Origin of the sequence: Succinivibrio dextrinosolvens (genome assembly GCF_900116345.1) — a bacterium.
Classification (GTDB): domain Bacteria; phylum Pseudomonadota; class Gammaproteobacteria; order Enterobacterales; family Succinivibrionaceae; genus Succinivibrio; species Succinivibrio dextrinosolvens_B.
On sequence record NZ_FPAH01000008.1, the window covers coordinates 74,023 to 95,611 of the forward strand.

The 21,589-nt window shown below is 39.5% G+C and carries 19 protein-coding genes; 11 read left to right on the forward strand and 8 right to left on the reverse strand.

All coding sequences use genetic code 11. From position 1 onward, the window contains the following. The first annotated feature begins 132 nt into the window (after positions 1-132). From BM308_RS04115 to BM308_RS04130, 4 genes are all read left to right on the forward strand, one after another. Positions 133-1,428: a hypothetical protein gene (locus tag BM308_RS04115; RefSeq protein WP_074943087.1), complete on the forward strand. Its 1,296-nt coding sequence runs from the start codon at positions 133-135 to the stop codon at positions 1,426-1,428. Positions 1,429-1,584: 156 nt separating this feature from the next. After that, on the forward strand, positions 1,585-2,733 hold the full coding sequence (locus BM308_RS04120) for a YdgA family protein (RefSeq protein WP_074943089.1): 1,149 nt from the start codon (positions 1,585-1,587) through the stop codon (positions 2,731-2,733). A 283-nt stretch (positions 2,734-3,016) separates the two neighbouring features. Next, positions 3,017-4,216, forward strand: coding sequence for a metallophosphoesterase (locus BM308_RS04125; protein ID WP_074943090.1), 1,200 nt, complete (start codon positions 3,017-3,019; stop codon positions 4,214-4,216). 185 nt (positions 4,217-4,401) lie between these two features. Further along, complete coding sequence (locus BM308_RS04130; protein ID WP_074943092.1) at positions 4,402-6,012, forward strand: methyl-accepting chemotaxis protein; 1,611 nt, start codon at positions 4,402-4,404, stop codon at positions 6,010-6,012. 146 nt (positions 6,013-6,158) lie between these two features. On the opposite strand, the gene BM308_RS04135 is transcribed toward BM308_RS04130, so the two are convergent. The 7 genes from BM308_RS04135 to BM308_RS04165 form a co-directional block, all read right to left on the reverse strand. After that, positions 6,159-7,532 carry a nucleobase:cation symporter-2 family protein gene (locus BM308_RS04135; RefSeq protein ID WP_074943093.1) on the reverse strand — a complete coding sequence of 458 codons (1,374 nt, stop codon included), beginning with the start codon at positions 7,530-7,532 and terminating at the stop codon, positions 6,159-6,161. A gap of 5 nt (positions 7,533-7,537) precedes the next feature. Beyond that, the gene (xpt, locus tag BM308_RS04140; protein ID WP_074943095.1) at positions 7,538-8,131 is read right to left on the reverse strand and encodes a xanthine phosphoribosyltransferase; all 594 of its coding nucleotides are present in this window, start codon (positions 8,129-8,131) and stop codon (positions 7,538-7,540) included. Between the two features lie 28 nt (positions 8,132-8,159). Continuing rightward, on the reverse strand, positions 8,160-9,485 hold the full coding sequence (rimO, locus tag BM308_RS04145; RefSeq protein WP_074943096.1) for a 30S ribosomal protein S12 methylthiotransferase RimO: 1,326 nt from the start codon (positions 9,483-9,485) through the stop codon (positions 8,160-8,162). Positions 9,486-9,568: 83 nt separating this feature from the next. Beyond that, positions 9,569-10,486 (reverse strand): manganese-dependent inorganic pyrophosphatase, encoded by a 918-nt coding sequence (locus tag BM308_RS04150; RefSeq protein WP_074943098.1) that lies wholly within the window; start codon positions 10,484-10,486, stop codon positions 9,569-9,571. Between the two features lie 115 nt (positions 10,487-10,601). Then, a complete protein-coding gene (locus BM308_RS04155; RefSeq protein WP_306705202.1) occupies positions 10,602-12,497 on the reverse strand; it encodes an ABC-F family ATP-binding cassette domain-containing protein in 1,896 nt (631 codons plus the stop codon). Positions 12,498-12,599: 102 nt separating this feature from the next. Then, entirely contained in the window at positions 12,600-13,547 is a 948-nt protein-coding gene (locus BM308_RS04160) for a hypothetical protein (RefSeq protein WP_143098560.1), read from the reverse strand. Between the two features lie 97 nt (positions 13,548-13,644). Continuing rightward, entirely contained in the window at positions 13,645-14,007 is a 363-nt protein-coding gene (locus tag BM308_RS04165) for a histidine triad nucleotide-binding protein (RefSeq protein ID WP_074943102.1), read from the reverse strand. 170 nt (positions 14,008-14,177) lie between these two features. Between BM308_RS04165 and BM308_RS04170 the strand changes: the two genes are divergently transcribed. The 7 genes from BM308_RS04170 (at position 14,178) to BM308_RS04200 (ending at position 21,296) form a co-directional block, all read left to right on the forward strand. After that, entirely contained in the window at positions 14,178-14,402 is a 225-nt protein-coding gene (locus BM308_RS04170; RefSeq protein WP_074943104.1) for a hypothetical protein, read from the forward strand. A 327-nt stretch (positions 14,403-14,729) separates the two neighbouring features. Next, a complete protein-coding gene (dhaM, locus tag BM308_RS04175; RefSeq protein ID WP_074841608.1) occupies positions 14,730-15,137 on the forward strand; it encodes a dihydroxyacetone kinase phosphoryl donor subunit DhaM in 408 nt (135 codons plus the stop codon). Positions 15,138-15,229: 92 nt separating this feature from the next. Further along, positions 15,230-15,952 carry an SIMPL domain-containing protein gene (locus BM308_RS04180; protein ID WP_074943105.1) on the forward strand — a complete coding sequence of 241 codons (723 nt, stop codon included), beginning with the start codon at positions 15,230-15,232 and terminating at the stop codon, positions 15,950-15,952. Next, complete coding sequence (locus tag BM308_RS04185) at positions 15,945-17,858, forward strand: peptidase U32 family protein (protein WP_074943106.1); 1,914 nt, start codon at positions 15,945-15,947, stop codon at positions 17,856-17,858. Before BM308_RS04180 ends, BM308_RS04185 begins: the two co-directional genes overlap by 8 nt. An 18-nt stretch (positions 17,859-17,876) precedes the next feature. After that, entirely contained in the window at positions 17,877-20,135 is a 2,259-nt protein-coding gene (locus tag BM308_RS04190) for an ATP-dependent DNA helicase (protein WP_074943108.1), read from the forward strand. A gap of 29 nt (positions 20,136-20,164) precedes the next feature. Further along, positions 20,165-20,851, forward strand: a complete 687-nt coding sequence (gene tsaB / locus BM308_RS04195; protein WP_074943110.1) for a tRNA (adenosine(37)-N6)-threonylcarbamoyltransferase complex dimerization subunit type 1 TsaB — start codon at positions 20,165-20,167, stop codon at positions 20,849-20,851. Between the two features lie 133 nt (positions 20,852-20,984). Continuing rightward, the gene (locus BM308_RS04200; RefSeq protein WP_074943112.1) at positions 20,985-21,296 is read left to right on the forward strand and encodes a hypothetical protein; all 312 of its coding nucleotides are present in this window, start codon (positions 20,985-20,987) and stop codon (positions 21,294-21,296) included. Between the two features lie 128 nt (positions 21,297-21,424). Here BM308_RS04200 and BM308_RS04205 read toward each other — a convergent pair. Further along, positions 21,425-21,589: flagellin (locus BM308_RS04205; RefSeq protein ID WP_306705219.1), on the reverse strand; the 165-nt coding region annotated here is incomplete at its 5' end.

Here is a 21,589-nt window from a genome sequence, read left to right on the forward strand (position 1 = left end):
GTAATTTTGTTAAATTTGAGATATTTCTTTTTTTTTATCAATAGGTAAGGCATATAATCTTAGAGGACAACAACTATTCTCAAACATAAGGTTTTCCAAAATCAGCATAAATAAGCTGATCGGAGGTGGATTATGAAGAAATTTATAGTTTTTCTCTTGGTTCTTGTCTGTGTTATATATGTCGGTGTCTGCTACGTAACCGGAGCTCTTATCGAATCTTATCTAGCCAATTCCCAGAAATATATTGAATCTTCTAATGCAGAACTGCTAAAAGGGATAAAGCTCAGCTATGTCTCAAAATCGTCTGGACTTTATAACCGAGAAGGTGATTATGTAATTGAGTCTCCTGTATTCGGTAAATCTGTCTGTCCAACCTCAATTTACTCTGGTTTTCTACATGCCAATGTAAAGATGAAGGTGGATGAACTATTAGCTAATCTTGCCAGAAAGAATATTGTGCTGCCATCCTCATTAGAGACTAAAACTTCCAAAGGTCAGCTTGAAGCTGATGTCAATGTTCTTTCTCTAAAAGCTGTAGCAACCGCTGATCTTTCCTCTAAATATCAGAAGAACCGCTATAGGGACTTCTCATTAAAGCTTGTTTCAAATGTTGATTCCTCATTCAATCCAGAGGCTGATTTAGTTGTAAACAACTTTAAGAACCCAGCTCTTTTCTCCTGTGACAGCTTTAACTACAAGGGAAATATTGAAGGACTTTTATCTATAACCTCGTTGGGAAAGGGTAAATTCAACGGAAAGAATCTTGGTTATGACAAGTATGTTCTAAATAAGCTTGATGGTGAATATAGAACCTATGAATATGAGAATGGTATCTTCAAGCTGTATGTGAAAGCTATAGGTCAGGGCGTCACTGAGCATCTGAGCAGTTTTGATTTTGAAGGTTCTTTCTCTTCCTTTAATCTTGATAAGATTTTATCCCCGGATAAATTCAGGAAAAATGCTTCAGAGGAGACTCTGGATATTGTTTTATCTGATCTGACCGATGCTAAAATCGATAAGTTCAATTTCAGCCTATCCAAAAACTTTGCAAAACGTCTTCTATCAGAGAACTCTGCCGATATTCCATTTCAGTCAAACGGAAGCTTTAAATTTAAGTATGCAGCTCTTCCTCAGAGCCTGAATGGAGTATTGCACATCGGCACCAAAACTCTTAAAGGTTTAGGCTTTCTGTTAAAGGATCAGGGGAACGGCTATTACGGAACTGATCTTGTAATTAAAAATGGACAGTATCAGTTAGGAGATTTTGCTTTGACGTCAGATTTTCTTAAGAACACCGCAATCAATGGTCTGATCGAAAAACTTAAGCTTGAAGATAAGCTGAAGGTCAAAAGCGAGAAGATTGAAAAGGAATTGAACAAATTAGATGATAAGATTAAAAATTCTAATATATTCAAGATGATCAGATAAGTAAAAAAGGATATGATCCTTGCAAACGGTATTATTCGTGTATTAACGTCGATGCTAATTGTGATATAAGCAAAACGTTGTTTAATCTCGGAAGTTCAATCCGAGATTTTTATTTGACAGCCGCAAGTTGCGGAGTATTTTGAGGCTAAATTTTATATGGCAAATAAATTAGTATTGTTTTCTGCCGGAGCAGTTGTTCTTGCATCTGCTGTTTATGTTGGTGGTGTTTATTACACAGGTGTTAAGGTAAATGAATACCTCAACGGTATTGAAAACAATCAAACAATCAGCAAACAGCTTAACTATTATCTTCCAGGTTCAAATGTAAGCTGCAAGGTTGATGCTGATTCCTTCTTTGCAGAACAGGGAAATTTTATTCTTACCTTTGAGGATGAAACTGTAAAGATTCCATTTACTATCAAAAAGGGGTTCGGCTCAGCCAAGACTGTAATCGGTACTGATGATTTTGTATCTTTTGTTGAAAAGAATGATGTAATCAAGTTTGCTCCAAATACTGTTAAAGCCAATCTTGAGTTTGATTCTTCTGTATTCTCTTCAAAGATTAAAGGTCATGGCAGCCTGAATGCAGATTACCAGAATAATTCAAAGGGTAAACTGGATTCAGTTCTTGATATAGATTTAACCTCAGATGAAGATGTAATCACTCATCTTAATATCAAGAACCTTCAGGATGACAAATCATTTTCTGTTAAAGAGATTGAAATGTCCGGCAATATGCAGGGACTAACCGACCTTAAGAGCATTGGAAATTCATCTGTTATCGTTAAGGGCTTTGAAGCCAGACCTTACAAGTTTGATAACCTTAAGTTGACCTCTAAGGCAGTAAACCAGACCAAAGGCGGTGATTTTGATATGAACATCACTCTAAGTGGTGATGATTTATTCGGATATCTGCTGAACTATGACATTGACTTTACTTTATCAAAGTTCAATACCAATGTTCTAGAAAAGGTTTCTCAGAATACAGCGATAGATGAAAATGCTTATCAGGAAATTCTAAAGTCTCTAAATTCTCTTACCGTGAACAAGCTTAATGGTAGAGTCGGTAAAATCGTTGCCTTCTTTACAGGTATTCAGAATGTTGATCAGTTCAATTTAACTTCAGCAGGTAAATTTACCTGGAACATGGAGGAGGGAATGGATTCTCTGAAGGGTAATCTTACAGTTAAGTCTGATTCAAACAAGAATGCTGAGCAGTTCTTCGTTGAGAAGAATGGTGCTTTTGAATCTGAACTTTCAATTGAAAACGGCCGTTTAACTGTGAACGGCAAGCCTTTCCTTTAATAGACGCATAGTCTGTTCTTTTGAATAAGGCTTCTGAATCTTGTTATAAGGCAGGGCAGAAACCCTTGTTTTAAAACAAACGAAAAAGCAAACGTAAAATTTTACGTTTGGTTTTCGTTTGGTCAGCTATTGTTTTGGGCCAGAATATTGGCTTGTATTTCAGATTTTTTTTAACTATTCAGTCTCTAATTCCTTTCTCGAAAAAAATAAGTTTTATATAATTTTGGGGTAATAAAATACAGAATTATTTAACCTATATAAAACAAGAACAAACCATAATTTTATGAACATTCTTCTTCTTTCTATTATTCCTGTACTGCAGTTCGTTTTCGTTTATTTCCTGTTTCTAAAGCCTATTCAGAAATACTCCTTTATATTCAGAAAACTATTCTTTGTGCTTTTGGGAATAAGCGCCCTGAACGGATATCTTTACATCTTCTTTAAGATGACAACCGCCTACTTTGGTATTCCAAAGTGGCTGGTGATGATTGTTCTAATTATATTCTGGGCAATGGCGGTGCTATGTATACTCATAGGCATCAGATTTGTTCTGAACTTCCTGTTTAAGCTGTTAAGAAGAAACTTCTCTTTTAATCTCTTTAAACCAGACTCTGTTTTAATTGGTTTATTCATGACTGTTTTGAGTTTCTACATTTCTGCGGTTGCAGTAAGTAATGGTTTCATTCCTCCGGTCATCAAAAACTACACCTTTACAGTGGATAAGCTCTCAGATGAAAATAATGGCTTAAAGATTGTTCAGTTATCGGATCTTCATATTGACGGTATTGCCACTAAAAGTGAAATCAGGGATATTGTTGACAGGGTAAATGAGCAGAAGCCTGATCTTGTTTTAATTACTGGTGATTTTATAGATGGAAAGGTTTCTGATCTAAAGGATGTTACCGATATTCTTTTGGATCTGGATTCAAAATACGGTGTATATGCAGTTCCAGGCAATCATGAATACTATTCTGATTACAGGAAATGGGTAGATCATTTTGAAAAGGGTGGAATAAAGTTCCTTGAGAATAAAAACATTTCAATCAAGGATTATGCACAGAATAATGTCTTAAATCTGTGTGGTATTACTGATCCTACTGCAGAGCATTATAAAATGACAGAACCAAGCATCAAAGATGCTTTAGATGGCATTGATAATTCAGTTCCAACTGTATTCATGTCACATCGTCCAAAGTTTGCGGTTCAACTTCAGGAATTCTCTGATCTGACTTTATGCGGACATACCCATGGCGGTTTTATGCCAGGAATCGACATGCTGGTAGGGCTTCTGAATGAGGGTATGACACACGGTCTTTATAAGCTTGGAAATGAGAAGGTGATAGTTTCTTCAGGAACCCGTATCAATACAGCTTCAGCCTTCAGAATCTTCAATAAGCCTGTAATCAATGTGATTGTTCTTGAGTCTCCTCGTGCTCAAAGAAAACTAAGCTCAAAGAATTTCTCTATCTATTTTGAGAGTTAATAACGATTCTGCCATACAGAACAAAGTATGGCAGATTTGTGTTAACCATGTCTTAATTTTGTATTTTTTAATATATCTTACCTTTCTTCTTTCACATTTTTAAATCTTGACTCCCCATTTTTCAATGCTTTGTTTTTAAGATTATTTATACTCAAAAATAGGTTTGGAATTTGGGGAGAAATCTTATGGGATTTTTTGAAAGACTGTCCGTTCGTGGAAAAGTGATGGGGGGTTTTGCAGTTGTAATTTTATTTACAATTCTTATCTCTATTGTATCTATCCTGATAATGCTGAATTTTAATTCAGCCTCATCGTATGCTCACGAGGTTCTGACTGTAAGACGAGTTACCCTTGTAACTGTACGAGAAATGATTGATACCATGCACGACGATATTTTCCTTTCTCAGGAGGAACTGGAAAACAATACCACTGAGTTTTTAAAGGGAATTGAAGAAAAGGTTAATGCTGTATCTGCAAAGGTTAAAGCTTTGAGAGGCAGAACAACTCCAGAGCAGACTGCCATTATCAAGAATTCAATTGCCGAGTATGAGAATATTTACAGAAATGAATATCTTCCTGCTCTTGCAGCTCAGGACCTTCGTAAAATGCAACATGTATTCTCAACTCAGATGCATAAGCTTAAGTCTGCAGCTGATAAAGCCTGTAATACCATTGTTGAAACTCAGATTGCCAATGGTGTAGCCAAGATTGAGGAGAATACCTCCTATACTCCAATATACGGTATCCTTATAGCTTCTGCCTGTGCCACCGCTTTAGCTATTCTGATTGCTATGGTTGTATCAAGCTATACTGTTAAAAATCTTCGTACAGCGTTAAATGCTTCAACCTCTATCGCCAATGGAGACCTTTCAAAACCAGTTAAAACAACCTCAAGGGACGAATTTGGAAAACTTCTTGATGCTGTTGAGAAAATGAGACTTCAGCTTAATGATCTTGTAGGTAAGATTAAGTCATCAGTAGGTCAGGCTGTATCAGATTTTGGTTCTATCAATGATATAACCATGGTTATTGATGAATCTGCCCGTTCAAATGAGTCAAAGGCTATGACCGTTGCTGCAGCATCTGATGAAATGGTGTCAACAACAGGTGATATTGCAAAGAACTGCCAGACAGCAGCTGTAACTGCCGATGAGAGCAACAAGAGTACTCAGGAAGGTGTTAATAAGGTTCACCTGACAATCAATTCGATTCGTGAGCAGGTTGAAAAGTCTAAGAATGATGCTTTACTTGTTTCCCGTCTGGTAGAACAGTCTCAGAAGATCGGTACAATTGTACAGACCATTGAGGATATTGCATCTCAGACAAATCTGCTGGCTCTTAATGCTGCTATTGAGGCAGCCCGTGCCGGTGAGGCCGGTAAAGGCTTTGCTGTGGTTGCAGATGAGGTTCGTTCTCTAGCATCAAGAACTTCAGGCTCAACATCTGAAATTACCAAGATGGTAGTGGAGATTCAGAATGATGCCAATTCTGCAAATGACAGTATGACAGCTTCTGTTGAAAATATGGGAGTTCTTGCCTCACAGACGGAAGAAGTTGAAAACTTACTTTCTAGCATTATTGAAAATGTTAATTCTGTTAATACTCAGATTGCTCAGATTGCTACCGCTGCTGAACAGCAGACAACAGCAACTTCAGAGATTTCCTCCAATATGCAGAGCATTACCAATGAATCTCAGAATCTGACAGAGAATGTAAGAACAGCTCAGGGAACTGTAAATTCATCTGTTGATAATCTGAATTCATTAAAGGCAATGGTGGATAGATTTATCGTCTAAGTAAATTAAACGTTTATATTTGCGTTTAACCAGAAAATCAGAGAGTACTATTTAAGGTGTTCTCTGATTTTTTATTTAGAAAAAAGGGGGAGATAAGATTAATTGAGATATTCTCGGACTTAAGTCCGAGAATATAAAAGGTAAGATTAAGACTGAGCTGTCTTATTGCTATTGCTTCCTTTATCATCTTCCTTAATTCTGATCAGGAAGTTAGAAAGAATAGCTACCAGACCACCGGTTGTGATTCCAGAGGTAAACGGTGACTTAATGTTATCTGGCAGGAAGTTCAGAATATCTGGTTCAAACTCAACTGCAAGACCGAATGAGAAGCTTACGGCCATAACCAGAATTGCCTTTCTGTTCATTTCCTGAGAGGCAATGATTCTTACACCAGCAGCGGCGACGGTGCCGAACATCAGAAGGGTTGCACCACCTAATACAGGATCAGGAATCAGTGAGAATACCTTACCAACAGCAGGGAACAGTCCTAGTACAACAAGGAAACCCGCAATGAAGAAACCAACGTATCTTGAGGCAACACCGGTAAGCTGAATCATTCCGTTGTTCTGAGCAAAGATTGAGTTAGGGAATGAGTTTAGGCAGCCTGCGATCATAGAGTTGAAACCGTCTGCAAGAATACCGCCGGATGATCTCTTCTGGAAGTCTGAACCTTCAATCTTCTGTCCAGAGATTAGAGAGTTTGCGGTGATGTCTCCATAAGCCTCAATAGCAGTGATCATATAAACGATACCAAGACCGATGATTGCACCTGGGTCAAAAGTAAGTCCATACTTGAATGGATGTGGAACGTTAAAGCCTCCAAAGCTGTCGATCTGAGAGAAATCAACTCTGCCCATGAAGTAGGCTACAACAAAGCCGATGATAAGTCCCAGAACAATTGAACTCATCCTCAGGTAACGGTTTGAACTGCGGTTGAAGAACAGAATGGTAACAATAACCAGTGCTGCCAGGCTGATATTTTCAACAGAAGCGAAGGTACCGTCTGCTTTTGCTCCGAAACCGCCACCACAGGCGATTACACCTACCTTAATCAGACTTAAACCGATTAGGCAGACCACGATGCCTGATACTAAAGGAGTGATAATCTGTCTGGTATAGCGAAGAACTCTACTGATGAACATCTCAATGAATGAACCTGAGATTACAGCTCCGAAAATTGCAGCAAGTCCTCCGTTCAGGCCCGCTCCAATAATTGGAGAGATGAAGGAGAAAGAGGTACCCTGAATACACAAAAGGCCGCATCCGATTGGACCAACCTTTTTACACTGGATAAATGTTGAAATACCTGAAGCTAAAAGAGACATGGAAATCAGATAACCTGTAGTTTCCAGATCGAGCTTTAAGGCACTGGCGATAATCAGAGGTGGGGTGATAATTGCCACGAAGATTGCCAGAAGATGCTGGAAAGCTGCAAAAATGGCATCTCTTAGAGGCGGTCTATCCTCAAGTTTATAAATAAGTTCTGATGTAAACAGCTCTGTTTTGGTGCTCTGAGTCATTTTTATTAATTCTCTTTAAACTTTATCTGACAATTATCCAGGCTATCAATAATAGCTAGAGACTCTACCTGATAACCTTCGTTTCTCAGATAGCTGCCACCTAACTGGAATGATTTCTCTACAATAAAGCCCATACCTACAAGTTCAGCTTTAGCCTGCTTTACAAGTTCAATAATGCCTTTAGCTGCATTACCGTTGGCAAGGAAATCATCAATGAACAGAACCTTATCTCCCTCGTTTAAAAATTCCTTTGAGCAGCATACTGTATATGATCTGTTCTTGGTAAAGGAGAAAACTTCGGTTGAGTACATTCCATCCATTGTTGATGGCTTCTTTTTCTTGACGAATACTACAGGTACATTCAGCAGGAAGCCAACCATGATTGCAGGTGCAATACCAGATGCCTCAATAGTGATGATCTTGTTGATTTCCTTTGTTGCAAATCTGCGAACAAATTCAATAGACATCGCCTGAAGCAGGGTAGGATCAATCTGGTGATTGATAAAGCTGTCAACCTTCAGAATTCCACCATCCAGGCACTTGCCATCTTCTTTGATGCGCTTAACCAGTGGTTCAAATGGTTTGTAGTGATCTGCCATAAAAAAGTCCTTATAAAAGCAAAAACAATTATTTTTTTACGAATGAAATTGAGCCTGTGGTCTTTCCTGCAAGTGTTGCTTCCATATCGTGTTCATCATGGGAGGTGATTACAGCCTTAACCAGATCACCAACCTGAACATCTTTTGCATTTGGAATAGAGATAACACCGTCAATATCAGGAGATTCGTACTTGGAACGACCTACAGCAATGCCGTCATCTGATACGTAGTCAATTAAAACCTGATATTCCTTGCCGACTCTCGCTTCAAGCTTGTCATAGGAAATCTGAGCCTGAAGCTCCATAAGTCTTGCAGCTCGTTCTTCACGGATCTGCTCATCTACAGGATTTAAATAGGTATTGGCGGTAGCTCCGTCAACATCTGAATATGGGAAGCATCCAACTCTGTCCAGCTTTGCCTCTTTAATGAAGTCCAAAAGCTCATTGAACTGCTCTTCGGTCTCACCAGGAAAGCCAGCAATGAAGGTTGAACGGATTGCAATATCAGGACATACGCTGCGCCATTTTTCAATTGAGCGAAGGGTCTTTTCAATATTGCCTGGTCGTTTCATTGAACGCAGAATAGTTGGATTTACATGCTGGAATGGTACATCAAGATATGGAAGGACCAGACCTTCACCCATTAAATCTACAACTCTGTCAGCCTCATCTGATGGATATACGTAATGGACTCTGATCCAGCGCTTAAGCTCACTTAGCTGACGCAGCAGGGCAGATAGGGAAGTCTTGTTCTTTTTCAGATCCATACCGTAGTCAGATGAGTCCTGAGCAATCACTAAAAGCTCTTTTACACCACGTCTTACCAGATCAGAAGCCTCATTGTAGATAGCATCACTGAAGCGGGAACGTAATGGACCTCTTAGTGAGGGAATAATACAGAAGGAACAGTGGTGTCTGCAGCCTTCTGCGATCTTCAGATAGGCGTAATGAGGAGGTGTCAGCAGAATTCCAGATGGATTTACTGATTGTGCTGCAGATGGATCTGGAGTACCTACCAGACTGATAATTCCACGAATAACAGTGGCTCTCATTCCAGGGCCATAAACTGCAGCGACTTGAGGATACTTATCCAGAATTACCTTAGCTCTTGCTCCAAGACAGCCTGTGACGATAACCTTTCTTGAATAGTTTAAAGCTTCGCCGATAGCCTGCATTGATTCCTCAACAGCAGGCCCGATGAAGCCACAGGTATTGACGATTACAGCATCACATTTGCTGTATTCATTTTCAATCTCATAGCCCATTGCAATCAGGACAGAGGTTAATCGCTGTGCATCAACAAGGTTTTTTGCACATCCCAGAGAAACAAGACCAATTTTAGGTGATTTACGCATGCGTTTATATTCGTTAAGTTTTATTTATTGAATAGCCAAAAGCCAGGATATAGATCCTGGCCTTAAAACAGATATAAAGGATATTAAGCCTTGAAAGCGCCCTGTAGAGGAGGAACAACCTGCTTCTTACGGCTCATTACACCTGGCATCCACATATTGTCTGACTTCTGGGTGCCTAGAGCGTTGATGATAATATCCTCTTCGTCAGATACAACTAAAAGCTCTGAACCTTCCTTCATGATGTCGGTAAGAACTAGAACAGCTGAATGTCTGCCTTCTGACTTAACAGCAGCAAGCTCTTTCTTTAATGAATCCTTTAGCTCAGGAGTTACCATTGATAAGGAAATCAGCTCTAGCTGACCAATACCGATCTTCTTGCCGCCCATGTCAAAGTCCTTGAAGTCACGGAAGATCAGATCACGTGGAGAAGCATTCAGATTTGATTTTGCCTTGAACATCTCCATTCCTAAAGCTTCTAAATCAGAAACGTTAGCAATCTTAGCTAGTTCCTCTGCAGCCTTCTTATCAAACTCGGTGCAGGTTGGGCTCTTGAACAGAACTGTGTCTGAAAGAATTGCACATAGCATTGCACCTGCAATATCGGCAGGAATGGTTACGTTATAGTAATCTGCAACCATCTTGATGATGGTGTTTGAGCAGCCGTATGGCTGAATCCAGCACTCAAGAGGTGTGTCGGTGGTTACATCACCTAACTTGTGGTGATCAACGATACCAAGGATCTTTGCATCTTTAAGATCAGCTGGAGCCTGAGCTAAGTCAGAGTAATCTACTAAATAAAGTTCTTTTGAAGCAACAGAAGTTACAACCTCTGGAGCCTTTAAGTTGAATTTATTTAAAACAAACTCTGTCTCTGGAGCAGGGGTACCCTGAGCAACTGCAGTTGCCTGAATACCACGCTGATTTAAAACGTGTGCATATGAAATTGCTGAAACGATAGAGTCTGTATCAGGATTCTTATGACCTAGAACCAAAACGCTCATTGAAATGTCCTCAAATTACTTGGATTTATGGTACGAATTAAATTGTGGTGTATTTTACTATGAAATTGAGATTTTTATCTAAAAAATTTCAGTTTTAACAAAGAAATTTAAAATGTTAAGCCTCGGCTTCTGCATTCTCTAATTCTTCCTGTTTTGTAAGCCAGCTAAGCTCTGTTTCATCAAGCTTTTCACTGTATTCAGAGCGCCGAATTGAAAGCTCTTCAACTTTCTCCTTCTGTGTCTGATATAGGCTGCTGTCAGAGAGAGTTTCATCGATTTTTGCGATTTCAGCTCTGAGCTTTTCCATTGTTTTTTCAAGCTGTTCAATCTCTTTTTTCAAAGGTCTTAAGGCCTGACGTTTCTGAGCTTCGAGTTTTTTCTGCTCTTTAGACTTAAAGGAAGATGCTGAAGATGAAAGAGTCAGAGAATTGTCCTTTTTTTGTGCAAGTTTTTCCTTATATTCACGGTTCTTCTGATTCAAAAATTCCTGATAGTCATTCAGATCTCCGTTGAACTCTGTAACGTTGCCGTTATCGATCAGCCACAGTTTATCAGCAATAGCCTCTAAAAGATGTCTGTCATGGGATACCAGAATAAGTGCTCCCTGATAGGAAGAAAGGGCAATTGACAAGGCTTCACGCATATCCAGATCAAGATGGTTGGTAGGCTCATCAAGCAGAAGCAGATTTGGTTTCTGATAGGCTACAATTGCCAGAGCAAGTCTTGCCTGCTCACCGCCGGACATGGTTTCAACCTTGGCGGTTGCCTTATCTCCACTAAAGGAAAATGCTCCAAGGAAGGTTCTTAAATCCTTTTCTTTGGCATTAGGATCAATTGCTCTTAGATGGTCAAGACCGCTCATCTGTCCTGAAAGCTGATCAAGCTCATGCTGAGCAAAGTAACCTATTTTGATGCCTTTACCTAAAGTAACAGTGCCATGAACAGGTTTCAGTACAGAACACATTGTTTTGATGAGGGTAGATTTACCCTGACCGTTCTTGCCTAAAAGTCCTATTCGATCACCTGCAATCAGCATCAGATTTATGTTCTTTAAAATGATGTCATTCTCAGAGTATCCTGCATCAAGATTCTTAAGATCAGCAAGAATATCCACTGTTCTCTCAGGCTCTGCAAACTGAATATGATAAGGAGATTCCTCTGCTGTAACTGCAGTCAGCTTCAGTCGGTCTATGGCCTTTAGCATGCTCTGAGCCTGTTTTGCCTTACTTGCTTTGTATCTGAATCGCTCCACAAAGTCCTGCATATGAGCTAGAGCTGCCTCTTCACGCTTTCTTGAGGCCTTCTCATTTCTGATCCTCTCTGCTCTTAATCTTTCATAGTCAGAGTAGTTACCAGTGTATGAGACCAGCTTACATGCTTCAAAATGCAGAACATGTGTACAGAAGGTATCCAGAAAATCACGATCATGGGAAATACACAGAACAGTACCCTCATAGCTCTTGAGGTAGTTCTCTAGGAAGATGATGGTATCAAGATCAAGGTGGTTGGTTGGCTCATCGAGCAGCAGTACATCAGACTGATATATAAGAGCCTGTGCCAGATTAAGTCTCATTCTCCAGCCACCGGAGAACTCTTTGACACTCTTGTCCATTTCCTCTTCACTAAAGCCAAGACCATGCAGCAGAATTCTTGCTCTGCTGTCAATTGTCCAGGCTCCGGCTATACCTAGCTTATCTTCGATAATGGCAATCTTTTCTCCGTTATTGTCCTTGTAGGCCTGCTCTTTCTGTTTTAACAGTTCACAGAGATCCTTATCTCCCTGTTTTACATATTCAAGAGCTGATATCTCAAGAGATGGTGTCTGCTGAGATACAGAGGAGATCTTAAAGCCTTTTGGAATTGAAATATTTCCAAGTTCCGGTGCAACCTCTCCTTTAATAGCTGCGAATAAAGTGGATTTTCCGCAGCCGTTACGGCCTATGATACCGACCTTCTGATTCGGAAAAATACTGCAGGAAGCTCCTTCTAAAAGGTATTTACTTCCTCTCATTATGGTTACATCTGTAAGCTGAATCATTTTGTAAAGTAATTAGTTGTTATAAAACAAAAACAGTGGAACAAAGTCCACTGTCTTTTACGGATGGGATTAAAATCAGAGCTGTGTAGTGTTCTGAACAAGAGTAATACCGTCTTTTACTCGGATATTTCTGATGGTAATTACTGTTTTCTGACCAATGTGTCTGATTACAGAAACATTCAGAAGCGGAATACCGGTCTGTTTACATGCTCTGATAAGAGGAGGAATTACAGCTGCAGAACCTGAGTTCTGTGCTACATGAACTCCTGAACCTACAACAGTCTTAAGTCCATTGGATTTTAGAGACTGGTTGATAGCGCCAGAAACATCAGTTACACAGTCAGTTAAAGAATCTGAAACGATGGTTGGGGCAACATAGATTGGACCTTCCTCGTTCTTTAATCTTGCAGCCTGCTGTGAAGCAAGCTCAAATGCAACCTGAGAAGCATTCTCTGAAGCCTCTGACTCACACTTTGCTGTTGCTGATAGGGCCGCAACATTATTCTCGTTATTGGTGTTTAATACCTCAATGGATTCTCCTATCTGAGCTATAGGCTGAAGATCCTGTGGAGAGGTGGCCTCATCAGGAATATATGGCTGAGGAAGATTCTGCTGAACCTCTGTTCCTGCCTGTGCAGTATCCTTGTTCTCCGAACCATTTATATTGTTCAGACTTACATTTCCATTGATTACATCCTGTACAGTAATCTTAGATAAAGGACTTGTGTTTTCCTTACCCTCAAGAGCCTTTACAGTAGGAAGCAAGGTGCCTACATTATCAGCGTTTCCTACCTTGTCGGAAGGATCTGGAATGTAAGGCTTTATCTGACCTGCCTGAAGTTCCTGTGAAAATGCCTTGGCAACTTCCTCGCTCTTTGCAAGAGTTTCTGCATCATCAGTTTCTAGGGCAGTCTCAGTCTTAGGAGCTGTAGGCTTTTTAACTTTTTTCTTCTTTACTTTTGTGGTTGGCTGTTTTTCAACAACCACCTTTTTGCCGTTTGCATCAACAGAGCTGTCAAACATAGCGCTGTTGCATGCTGATAATAACCATGTTGCAGAAAGAATTAAAAAGAATTTTGCAATTCTGTTAGTTTTTGATTTTATTTTCATATAGGTTTATTTAGATCTTATCGTGCGGAAAACCAAAGCCACCAAGATATCCACCTGCCAGAAGATGCATATGAATATGTGGAACTTCCTGACATCCGTCTTTGCCAACATTAACGATTAAACGGTAACCGGATTCATTAACACCAAGATCCTCCGCAATTTTACGGGCAACAATGAAAAGATGACCAAGCATCTGCTCATCCTCTGCCTCAACATGTGCAACGGAAGGAATTGGCTTATTGGTTACGATCAGTATGTGATGTTCAGCCTTAGGAGCGATATCTAAAAAGGCAGTTACGAGATCATCGTGATAAACTGTCTTTGAAGGAATTGTGCCATTTATAATTTTTGTAAAAATTGTCTCTTCGCTCATTTCTAAAGCCTCATTGTCTGTTATCGATTCCATACTTTTTGTGACGTCGATTATATCACAAAAAATGTTTCGATATAAAAGACTGATATTTCGTAATTTGTTCTTAATTAATTGATATTTCTGCCGTTAAGTATATAAAGGGTGCAAAGTGATCAAAAAGGAGGCAGATTATGGGACAGGAGTTCGTATATTCAGCACTCCCAAGACCAACGTTAAGACCATCTGATCTGGTCTATCGTCGTCGTGTCAGCAAGTCTGACAGTGGAGATAACACCAAGGGCACCTCATCTAAGGAGCATAAATATGAACTGGAGAATTCTGACAAGAAGGATTTCAGTGAAGTTTATGAGGATGAAAAAGATAAGACTAAAAATAGAATCGATGCTGTAGTCTGATTAAATCAAATCTCCTGTCTGATAAAGGTCCGGCTTTGGATCTTTATTTTTTTTGTTGCTTAATTCTCTGTATTTTTTCCTGCCTGATAAGTGATATACTCTGAGTGTGGATAATAGTCGAAAGAAGAGTGCACAAACTCACTGTCTGAGAAAATAGAATCCTAAGAATCCGGTAATATAATCAGAGTTAATTTAAAAAGCTAGGCTAACTACGGATCAAGAAAGGAAAAAATTCACTAATGTGAATGTTTTCATGTTTTAAGTGTTTATTTTTTTCTACAATACTTAGCAGACGAAAAGAATTTATAAGTGTAAGAGGAGTTTCAAATGATTGGTATCGTAGTGGTATCACACAGTGTAAAAGTATCTGAGGGTATCTGCGATATGATTGAGCAGATTTCTGCTTCTGGAACAGGCAAACTGCCTATTATTGCTGCTGGCGGTAATTCAGAGGGTAAACTTGGAACTGACCCAAATCGTATTTTAGAGTCAATCAAAAAAGTAGATCAGGGTGACGGTGTGGTTGTTATCTGTGACCTTGGTTCTGGTGTTATCAGCTCTCAGGCTGCAATTGCAATGCTGCAGGAACCTTTAAAATCAAGAGTAAGAATTGCTGATGCTCCTGTACTTGAAGGTGCCGTAGGTGCAGCTGTTGAAGTCGCATCTGATGCTAACAGCTCTTTAGACAGTGTTATTTCTGCTGCTGAAGCATCACGTCAGCTACATAAAAAATAATTTTCAAAATCTATAATCAGACAGGCCACAGATCTATTTTCTATGGCCTTTTGTTTTTTTATAGCACACCAAAAAACGTAAGGATCTTAAATATGAAAAAGTTATTTCTTTGTATGGCTATGCCGGTTATGCTTTTAGGCTCATCTTCTGTATTGGCAGATTCCTGTACCGAGAGTGGTGTTATCGAGGTTATCGGACATGCTAAGGTTGATGTAATGCCTGATATTGCTGTTTTAAGCTATAGCGCCAGAGATGAGAATAAAGATTCAGTAAAAGCCAGAAATAGTGTTGAAAAGAAAATCACTTCACTATACGATAAGGCCCTTAGTCTGGGTGTGAAAAAAGAACAGATTATTTCTGGTAGTATCACCCTCTATCCTAAATATCACTATACAGATAAATCTAAGCGAGTATTTGACGGTTATTTCTGTTCAAGAGATATTGTCTTTAAGATTGATGACTTTTCTCTGATTGAAAAAATAACCACTGCTGCAGTTGAATCCGGAATTGCCGATATCAATGGATTCGGTTATGAGATCAAGGATACAACTGCTTTAAAGAAGGATGCAGATTCCAAGGCGATTGCTGATGCCAGAGATCAGGCTCAGCGTCTTGCAGAAGGATTCGGAGTAAAAATCAAGAAAGCCTGCTCCTTAAAGTTTGAAGGTAATAATTCCAACGTAATATATCCAAGAAACAGAGCTGCGGTTTCCCTCATGGCTGTCAAGGCCGAAGCTGCACCTGTGGCAACCGAATATACGCCGGAGAAGCAGTCTGTAGAATCAAACGTATATGCAACATTCTCAATTGAATAGAACAAAACTGGAGCTTTTAGCTCCAGCTAAAGATTTCATATCTGCCAGAAACGCCATTCTATGTGGTGCCGATGCGGTCTTCATCGGTGGACCGGCATTCGGTGCCAGAGCTGATGCTACCAATAAGATTGAAGATATTAAAAAGGTGTGTACTCTTGCACATCGTTTTGGGGTAAAGGTTCACGTTACTTTAAACACTCTCTTATATGATGAGGAACTGAAGAGAGCTCAGGAGATCATCTATGAACTTGCCGATGCAGGGATAGATGTTCTTATAGTTCAGGATTTAAGTGTTTTTTCCTTTGATATTCCTAAGGGAATCGAGCTTCATGCCTCCACTCAGTGCTGTATCGATACAGTTGAAAAACTTAAATTCTATGAGTCGCTCGGTGTAACTCAGGTGGTTCTGCCTAGAGAGTTTACCTATGATAAGATCAGGGAATTTCATGAAGCCTGTCCTAAGGTCAGATTGGAGGCTTTTATTCTTGGAGCTCTGTGTGTGGGAGTTTCCGGAATCTGTCATATCTCTGATTATCTTAAAGGTCGTTCTGCCAACAGGGGAAGCTGTGCTCAGATCTGTCGTCTTCCAATGCAGCTGTTCCATAACGGTAAAGAAATTGCTGTGGGGCATCTTCTGTCCTTAAAGGATAACAATCTTAGTGATCATATTGCTGAGCTGGTTTCTGCAGGAGTTACTTCCTTTAAAATCGAGGGCAGATTAAAAGATAAGAATTATGTTGGTAATACTACCGCCTATGTCAGCTCTAAGCTTGATTCTTTTATCTCAGATCATCAGGATTATAAAAGGGCATCCTACGGTAAGAGTTCCATCAGTTTTAAAGCTGATATAAACAAGACCTTTAATCGCGGTTTTACTGATGGACTTTTCACTGATAATAAGAAAGCTCTGCCATTTGCTCTTACTCCAAAGTTTTTAGGACCAAAGATTGGTAAAGTTATCTCGGTAAAGCGAAAAGGAAAGGAGAGTGAGCTTGTTCTTAGTCTGTCTGGTAAATACAGACTAAATAAGGGGGATGGCCTGACCTACATAAAAGAGCAGAATCCTTCACGTACAAATTCAGTTAATGTCTCAGAGCGAGTTCCAACAGTTGAAGGCTTTAGAATCAATTCTATAACTGAGCAGGATAATAAAACTGCAGTTGTTAATGTTTTTGGTTCACTCATGCTGAAATCTGGAACGATAGTGTATAAGAATTATGATGCTGAGTTTGAAAAATCTCTTGATGCTAAAAATTCTGCGGTACGTGCTGTTTCCTATAAACTTGAGTGCAGAGTCCAGCACAAAGAGGGAAGTATCTATACTCTGATCCTTAACGTAACAGATGAGAGTATGAACTGTGCCGTTGAATCCCTTGATTTTGAGTTCAATCCAGAGCTTGGAATTATAAGTGAGGAGAAGCTATTAAGTACTTTATCAAAGAGACTTGATGAGTATTCGCTACTGGAGGGGGTAACTCTTGAAGGTGAGCTTGATAAGCTTTCTTTAAGACTCTCTGCGGTAAATGAATTAAGACGTAAAGTTCTTTCAAAATGTCTTGAGCATGACAGAGTCAATTCTGAAAGTCTTTTTATACCTTTTAAATTCGAACAAAGCTCAGAGCCTCTCAAATATCCAAAGGAGAAGGTTGATTCAAGACTGGTCTTAAACTCTGTTGCAAAGAGACTTTATGAGGTGTGCGGAACTAAGGTTGGTCTTGAGGACAACGCTGCTGATAATCTTGAGAAGAATTCGGTTATGGTCTGCAAATTCTGTCTTATCAATGAATATGGCACCTGTTCAAAACAGGGCGGAAAGGTTAGCGGCTATACCTTAGGTGTCAGCGGTAAGACTTTCAAAATTAAAGTCGACTGTAAAAACTGTTTCATGCATATTGTAAAAGAATAAATAAAAGCTACAGATTAAATGTCATTTTCAGAAGATAGCAACATCAATAACGGTTTTGATTCCGAAGATTATATTCATCCTTCCATGAAGGATGTTGAGTGCTTTATTGGTCCTGAAGGCTCTTTTAAATCTTCTGTCAAAGGATTTCGTGTCAGATCCGGTCAGATAGAGATGGCCAAAAACTGGCAGCAGACATTAAGAAACAGTGAGCTTGTTGTCTGTGAGGCAGGAACCGGCACAGGCAAGACTTTTGCCTATCTCATTCCTGCGCTCCTATCCGGCAGGACAGTGGTTATATCAACAGCCTCAAAGGCTCTTCAGGATCAGCTTGTTGAAAAAGATCTACCTGCAGTATTCTCCCTTTTAAAGCTTACTCCTTCCTTTATGGCTTTAAAGGGCTTTTCAAATTACCTCTGTCTTAAGAAATATCATGAGGAATGCTCAAAATTTCTGAATAAGACCGCATTAAAGTTTGATGATTCTAATCTTGAGAAGCAATCACAAATAGATGAAGGGATGCTGGATGATCCGAATCTTTCCGAGGAAAAACTCAATGAAAATGCTATTTCTGAAGAAGTTTTAGCCAAGCTTGAACTCCTGATTCAGAATGCCAATTATCAGATAGAGAAAGATCTTCCTAATATTGATTTTGTTGAGGTTAACTCAAAGTTCCCTTCTGCAGTAACCAGAAGAGTAACCTGTGCTCCGGAGTGGTGTTCAAAAAAACGCTGTCCTTATGCTGATGAGTGTTTTCCTTATCTAGCAAGAGAAAAGGCAATAAGAACCAAGGTGGTGGTAATAAATCATTCACTGTTTTTTGCGGATATGTTTATTGATGATCCTTTTTCTCCTATGTCTCCAGCAATTCTGCTGCCTAAATATCGCACGATTATATTTGATGAGGCTCATGAACTGCCTGCAATCGGACGTGAACACATGTCTGAGTCCATAGGCTCCACTGATATTGACAAACTTCGAGAGGATCTCAGATACATAAGTAAGAATCAGAATATTCCTGTAAAGCCTTTTGAGGAACGTTTTCTTAAGCTGCGCAAGGTTTATGCCGATGTGTTTTCATATCTTTCAGCTTTAGAAGATGGTGGCAGTAGTAAACGCAATTTTCTTTTCTATAAATATGATGATTTTGATGAGAGAAACCGTGATCCTTTTATTGAGTACCAGAAGGTTAATCAGGAATTTAGAGTTCTAATGATCAATATGTACAGGGAACTTTGGGAATATAAGCTATTTATTCAGGACAATGCTGGTTTTGATGAGGAATTCTTTAACAAGGTTCTGGAATATATCAAAGCCAAGATTAATATCATTATCAGTCTGATGAAGCTTGATGATCGCAATGATCCCAGGAATATTTATTACGGCAAATACGTAGGTACTGTAGAGGTTCAGCGTAAAACTTTTAAAATGAGTCTGACTCCACTTGAGATTTCTGATTTCTTCGGCAGATATCTTGAGAACTGCTACAGCAGTAGTATCGGTGTGCTGATGACCTCAGCCACTCTTGCGGTTAATCACAGGTTTGACAAGTTCCTGATTGATATAGGCGCGCCTTCTGATACTAATACGCTTGAAGTTGAAAGCTCCTTTGACTACAAAAAACAGGCTGCTGTATACCTTGATGGTAATTTTCCTGCCCATGATGATGCGGACAGAATAAAAAAGATTGTTGAAAAGCTCGAGCCTGTCATAAATCTGGTAAAAGGCGGAATCTTCTTTCTTACCACCTCAAAAGATGCTCTTGCCAAAGCTTCATCCGCTTTAAGACACAGGTTCTCAAAGAAGAGAAAAATTTACTCACAGAATGAGAAGCTGTCCAATTCTGACATGCTCTCTAAATTCAAAAAGGACGGCCATGCAATTCTGGTCGGTACCTCATCCTTCTGGGCAGGTGTTGATGTCCCAGGAAAGGCTTTATCCCTGGTTATTATTGATAAGCTTCCTTTTGAGAATGTTTCCGATCCTATATTCAAGGCCCGCTGTGACTATTACGATGCCAAGGTTCAGAAAAGGGGAGCAAGCTTTGTAAAAATATCTGTTCCAGAGGCTGTTATTGATTTAAGACAGGGCGTAGGCCGACTTATCAGACATGAAAAGGATGTGGGCGGTCTTATTATCTGTGATCCTAGAATTGTCAGCAAGAACTATGGCTCCCAGTTTGTGAAATCATTGCCGGATATGGCAATTTACAATAACCTCGAGGAATTTGAATCTTTTTTAACTTCTTTTGACGAAAGTGATAAAATTCAAGGCCAATAAATAATAGAACACTCAGGATTTAATGATTTATGAAACTAATTGCTATTGATACATCAACAGAAAACTGTTCTGTAGCTTTGTTAAATGAAGACTCAATCACCTTCAAATCAGAGGTTGCTCCTCAGAAGCATGCTGAGATTGTTCTTGAGATGCTGGATACTATCCTAAAGGAAAGCTCTCTTAGCAAGGATGATCTGGACGGTCTGGTATTAGGCATCGGTCCTGGTTCTTTTACTGGAGTGCGCATTGCCGCCTCATCTGTTCAGGGCTTAGCTTTAGGTCTGAATCTTAAGGTTGCCAAAATTACGTCACTAGAAGCCCTGGCTATTGAAGCCTTATCAAAGTCCTCTGCTTCCTATGTTGTATCTTCAATTGATGCCCGTATGGGAGAGGTTTATATTGCTGTATATAAGGTTGAGGGCAGTGCTCTGACCTTATTATCTGAGGAAAAGGTATTAAAACCTGAGGATGCAGTTGCTCACATAAAACAGTTTGTTGGCGAAGGTGAGGAGGTTATCTGTGCCGGTTCAGGCGTTGATATTCTGAAAAATGCTGGTATGAGAGATTATCCTAAACATGCTGATTTCCCACAGGCACAGTATCTTTTAAATAAGGGAGCTGAGCTTTTAAGTTTAGGCAAGGGCGTTGATCCAGAAGATGCTCTGCCATTATATGTAAGAAATGAGGTAACCTGGAAGAAGGTTTCTGAACAGTAGAGAAAAAATATTTCTTAACTTATTGTAAAAAGGAATAATTACTAATTAGCGTATAGTGTGATCCTGACCTAAACTTAATACAGTTGAATACTTTTGTTCATCCGTACTTTCTCGTTTTAAATTTGAGGTAGAAATGGCTATATCTAATGTTGTTGACTCTTCAAGATTTCAGATCATCCAGAGTCACACCAATCGTCAGAGACTTGACGAGCAGATTAACCGTAACGATGAGGAAAACACTTCTTCTGTAAAGGTTGAACAGACTGTGTCTGTAACACCTAAGATTCAGGGGCAGGAGCATGAGGACTCTTATGCAGGTGCAAGAGAGGAATTAGGCTATACTCAGAAATCTTTCCACAGCAAGGCTAGCGCATATAGCAACGTTCAGAATCAGGATAGACGAGAGGCAATCTCTCAGCAGTTAGGTGTGTCTGTCTACGCTTAAAGATATCTGCTTTTCACAAATAGCAAAATTAGCATCCTAGTGGTGCTATTTTTTTTACCTTCCTTTTTATACCGCAGATGGTGATCTGCGGTATTGAAAGGGAGAGATATCTAACGTTAGCTCAGGTATTAACCGCCTAATAGGTTTAGAGCGATCTGAGGACGCTGGTTAGCCTGAGTTAGAACAGAGGTTGCAGCTTGCTGAGTAATGGTCTGAGCAGACAGGTTAGCAGCTTCTTCAGCATAGTCGGCATCACGGATACGTGATCTTGCATCAGAAACATTCTCATGGGT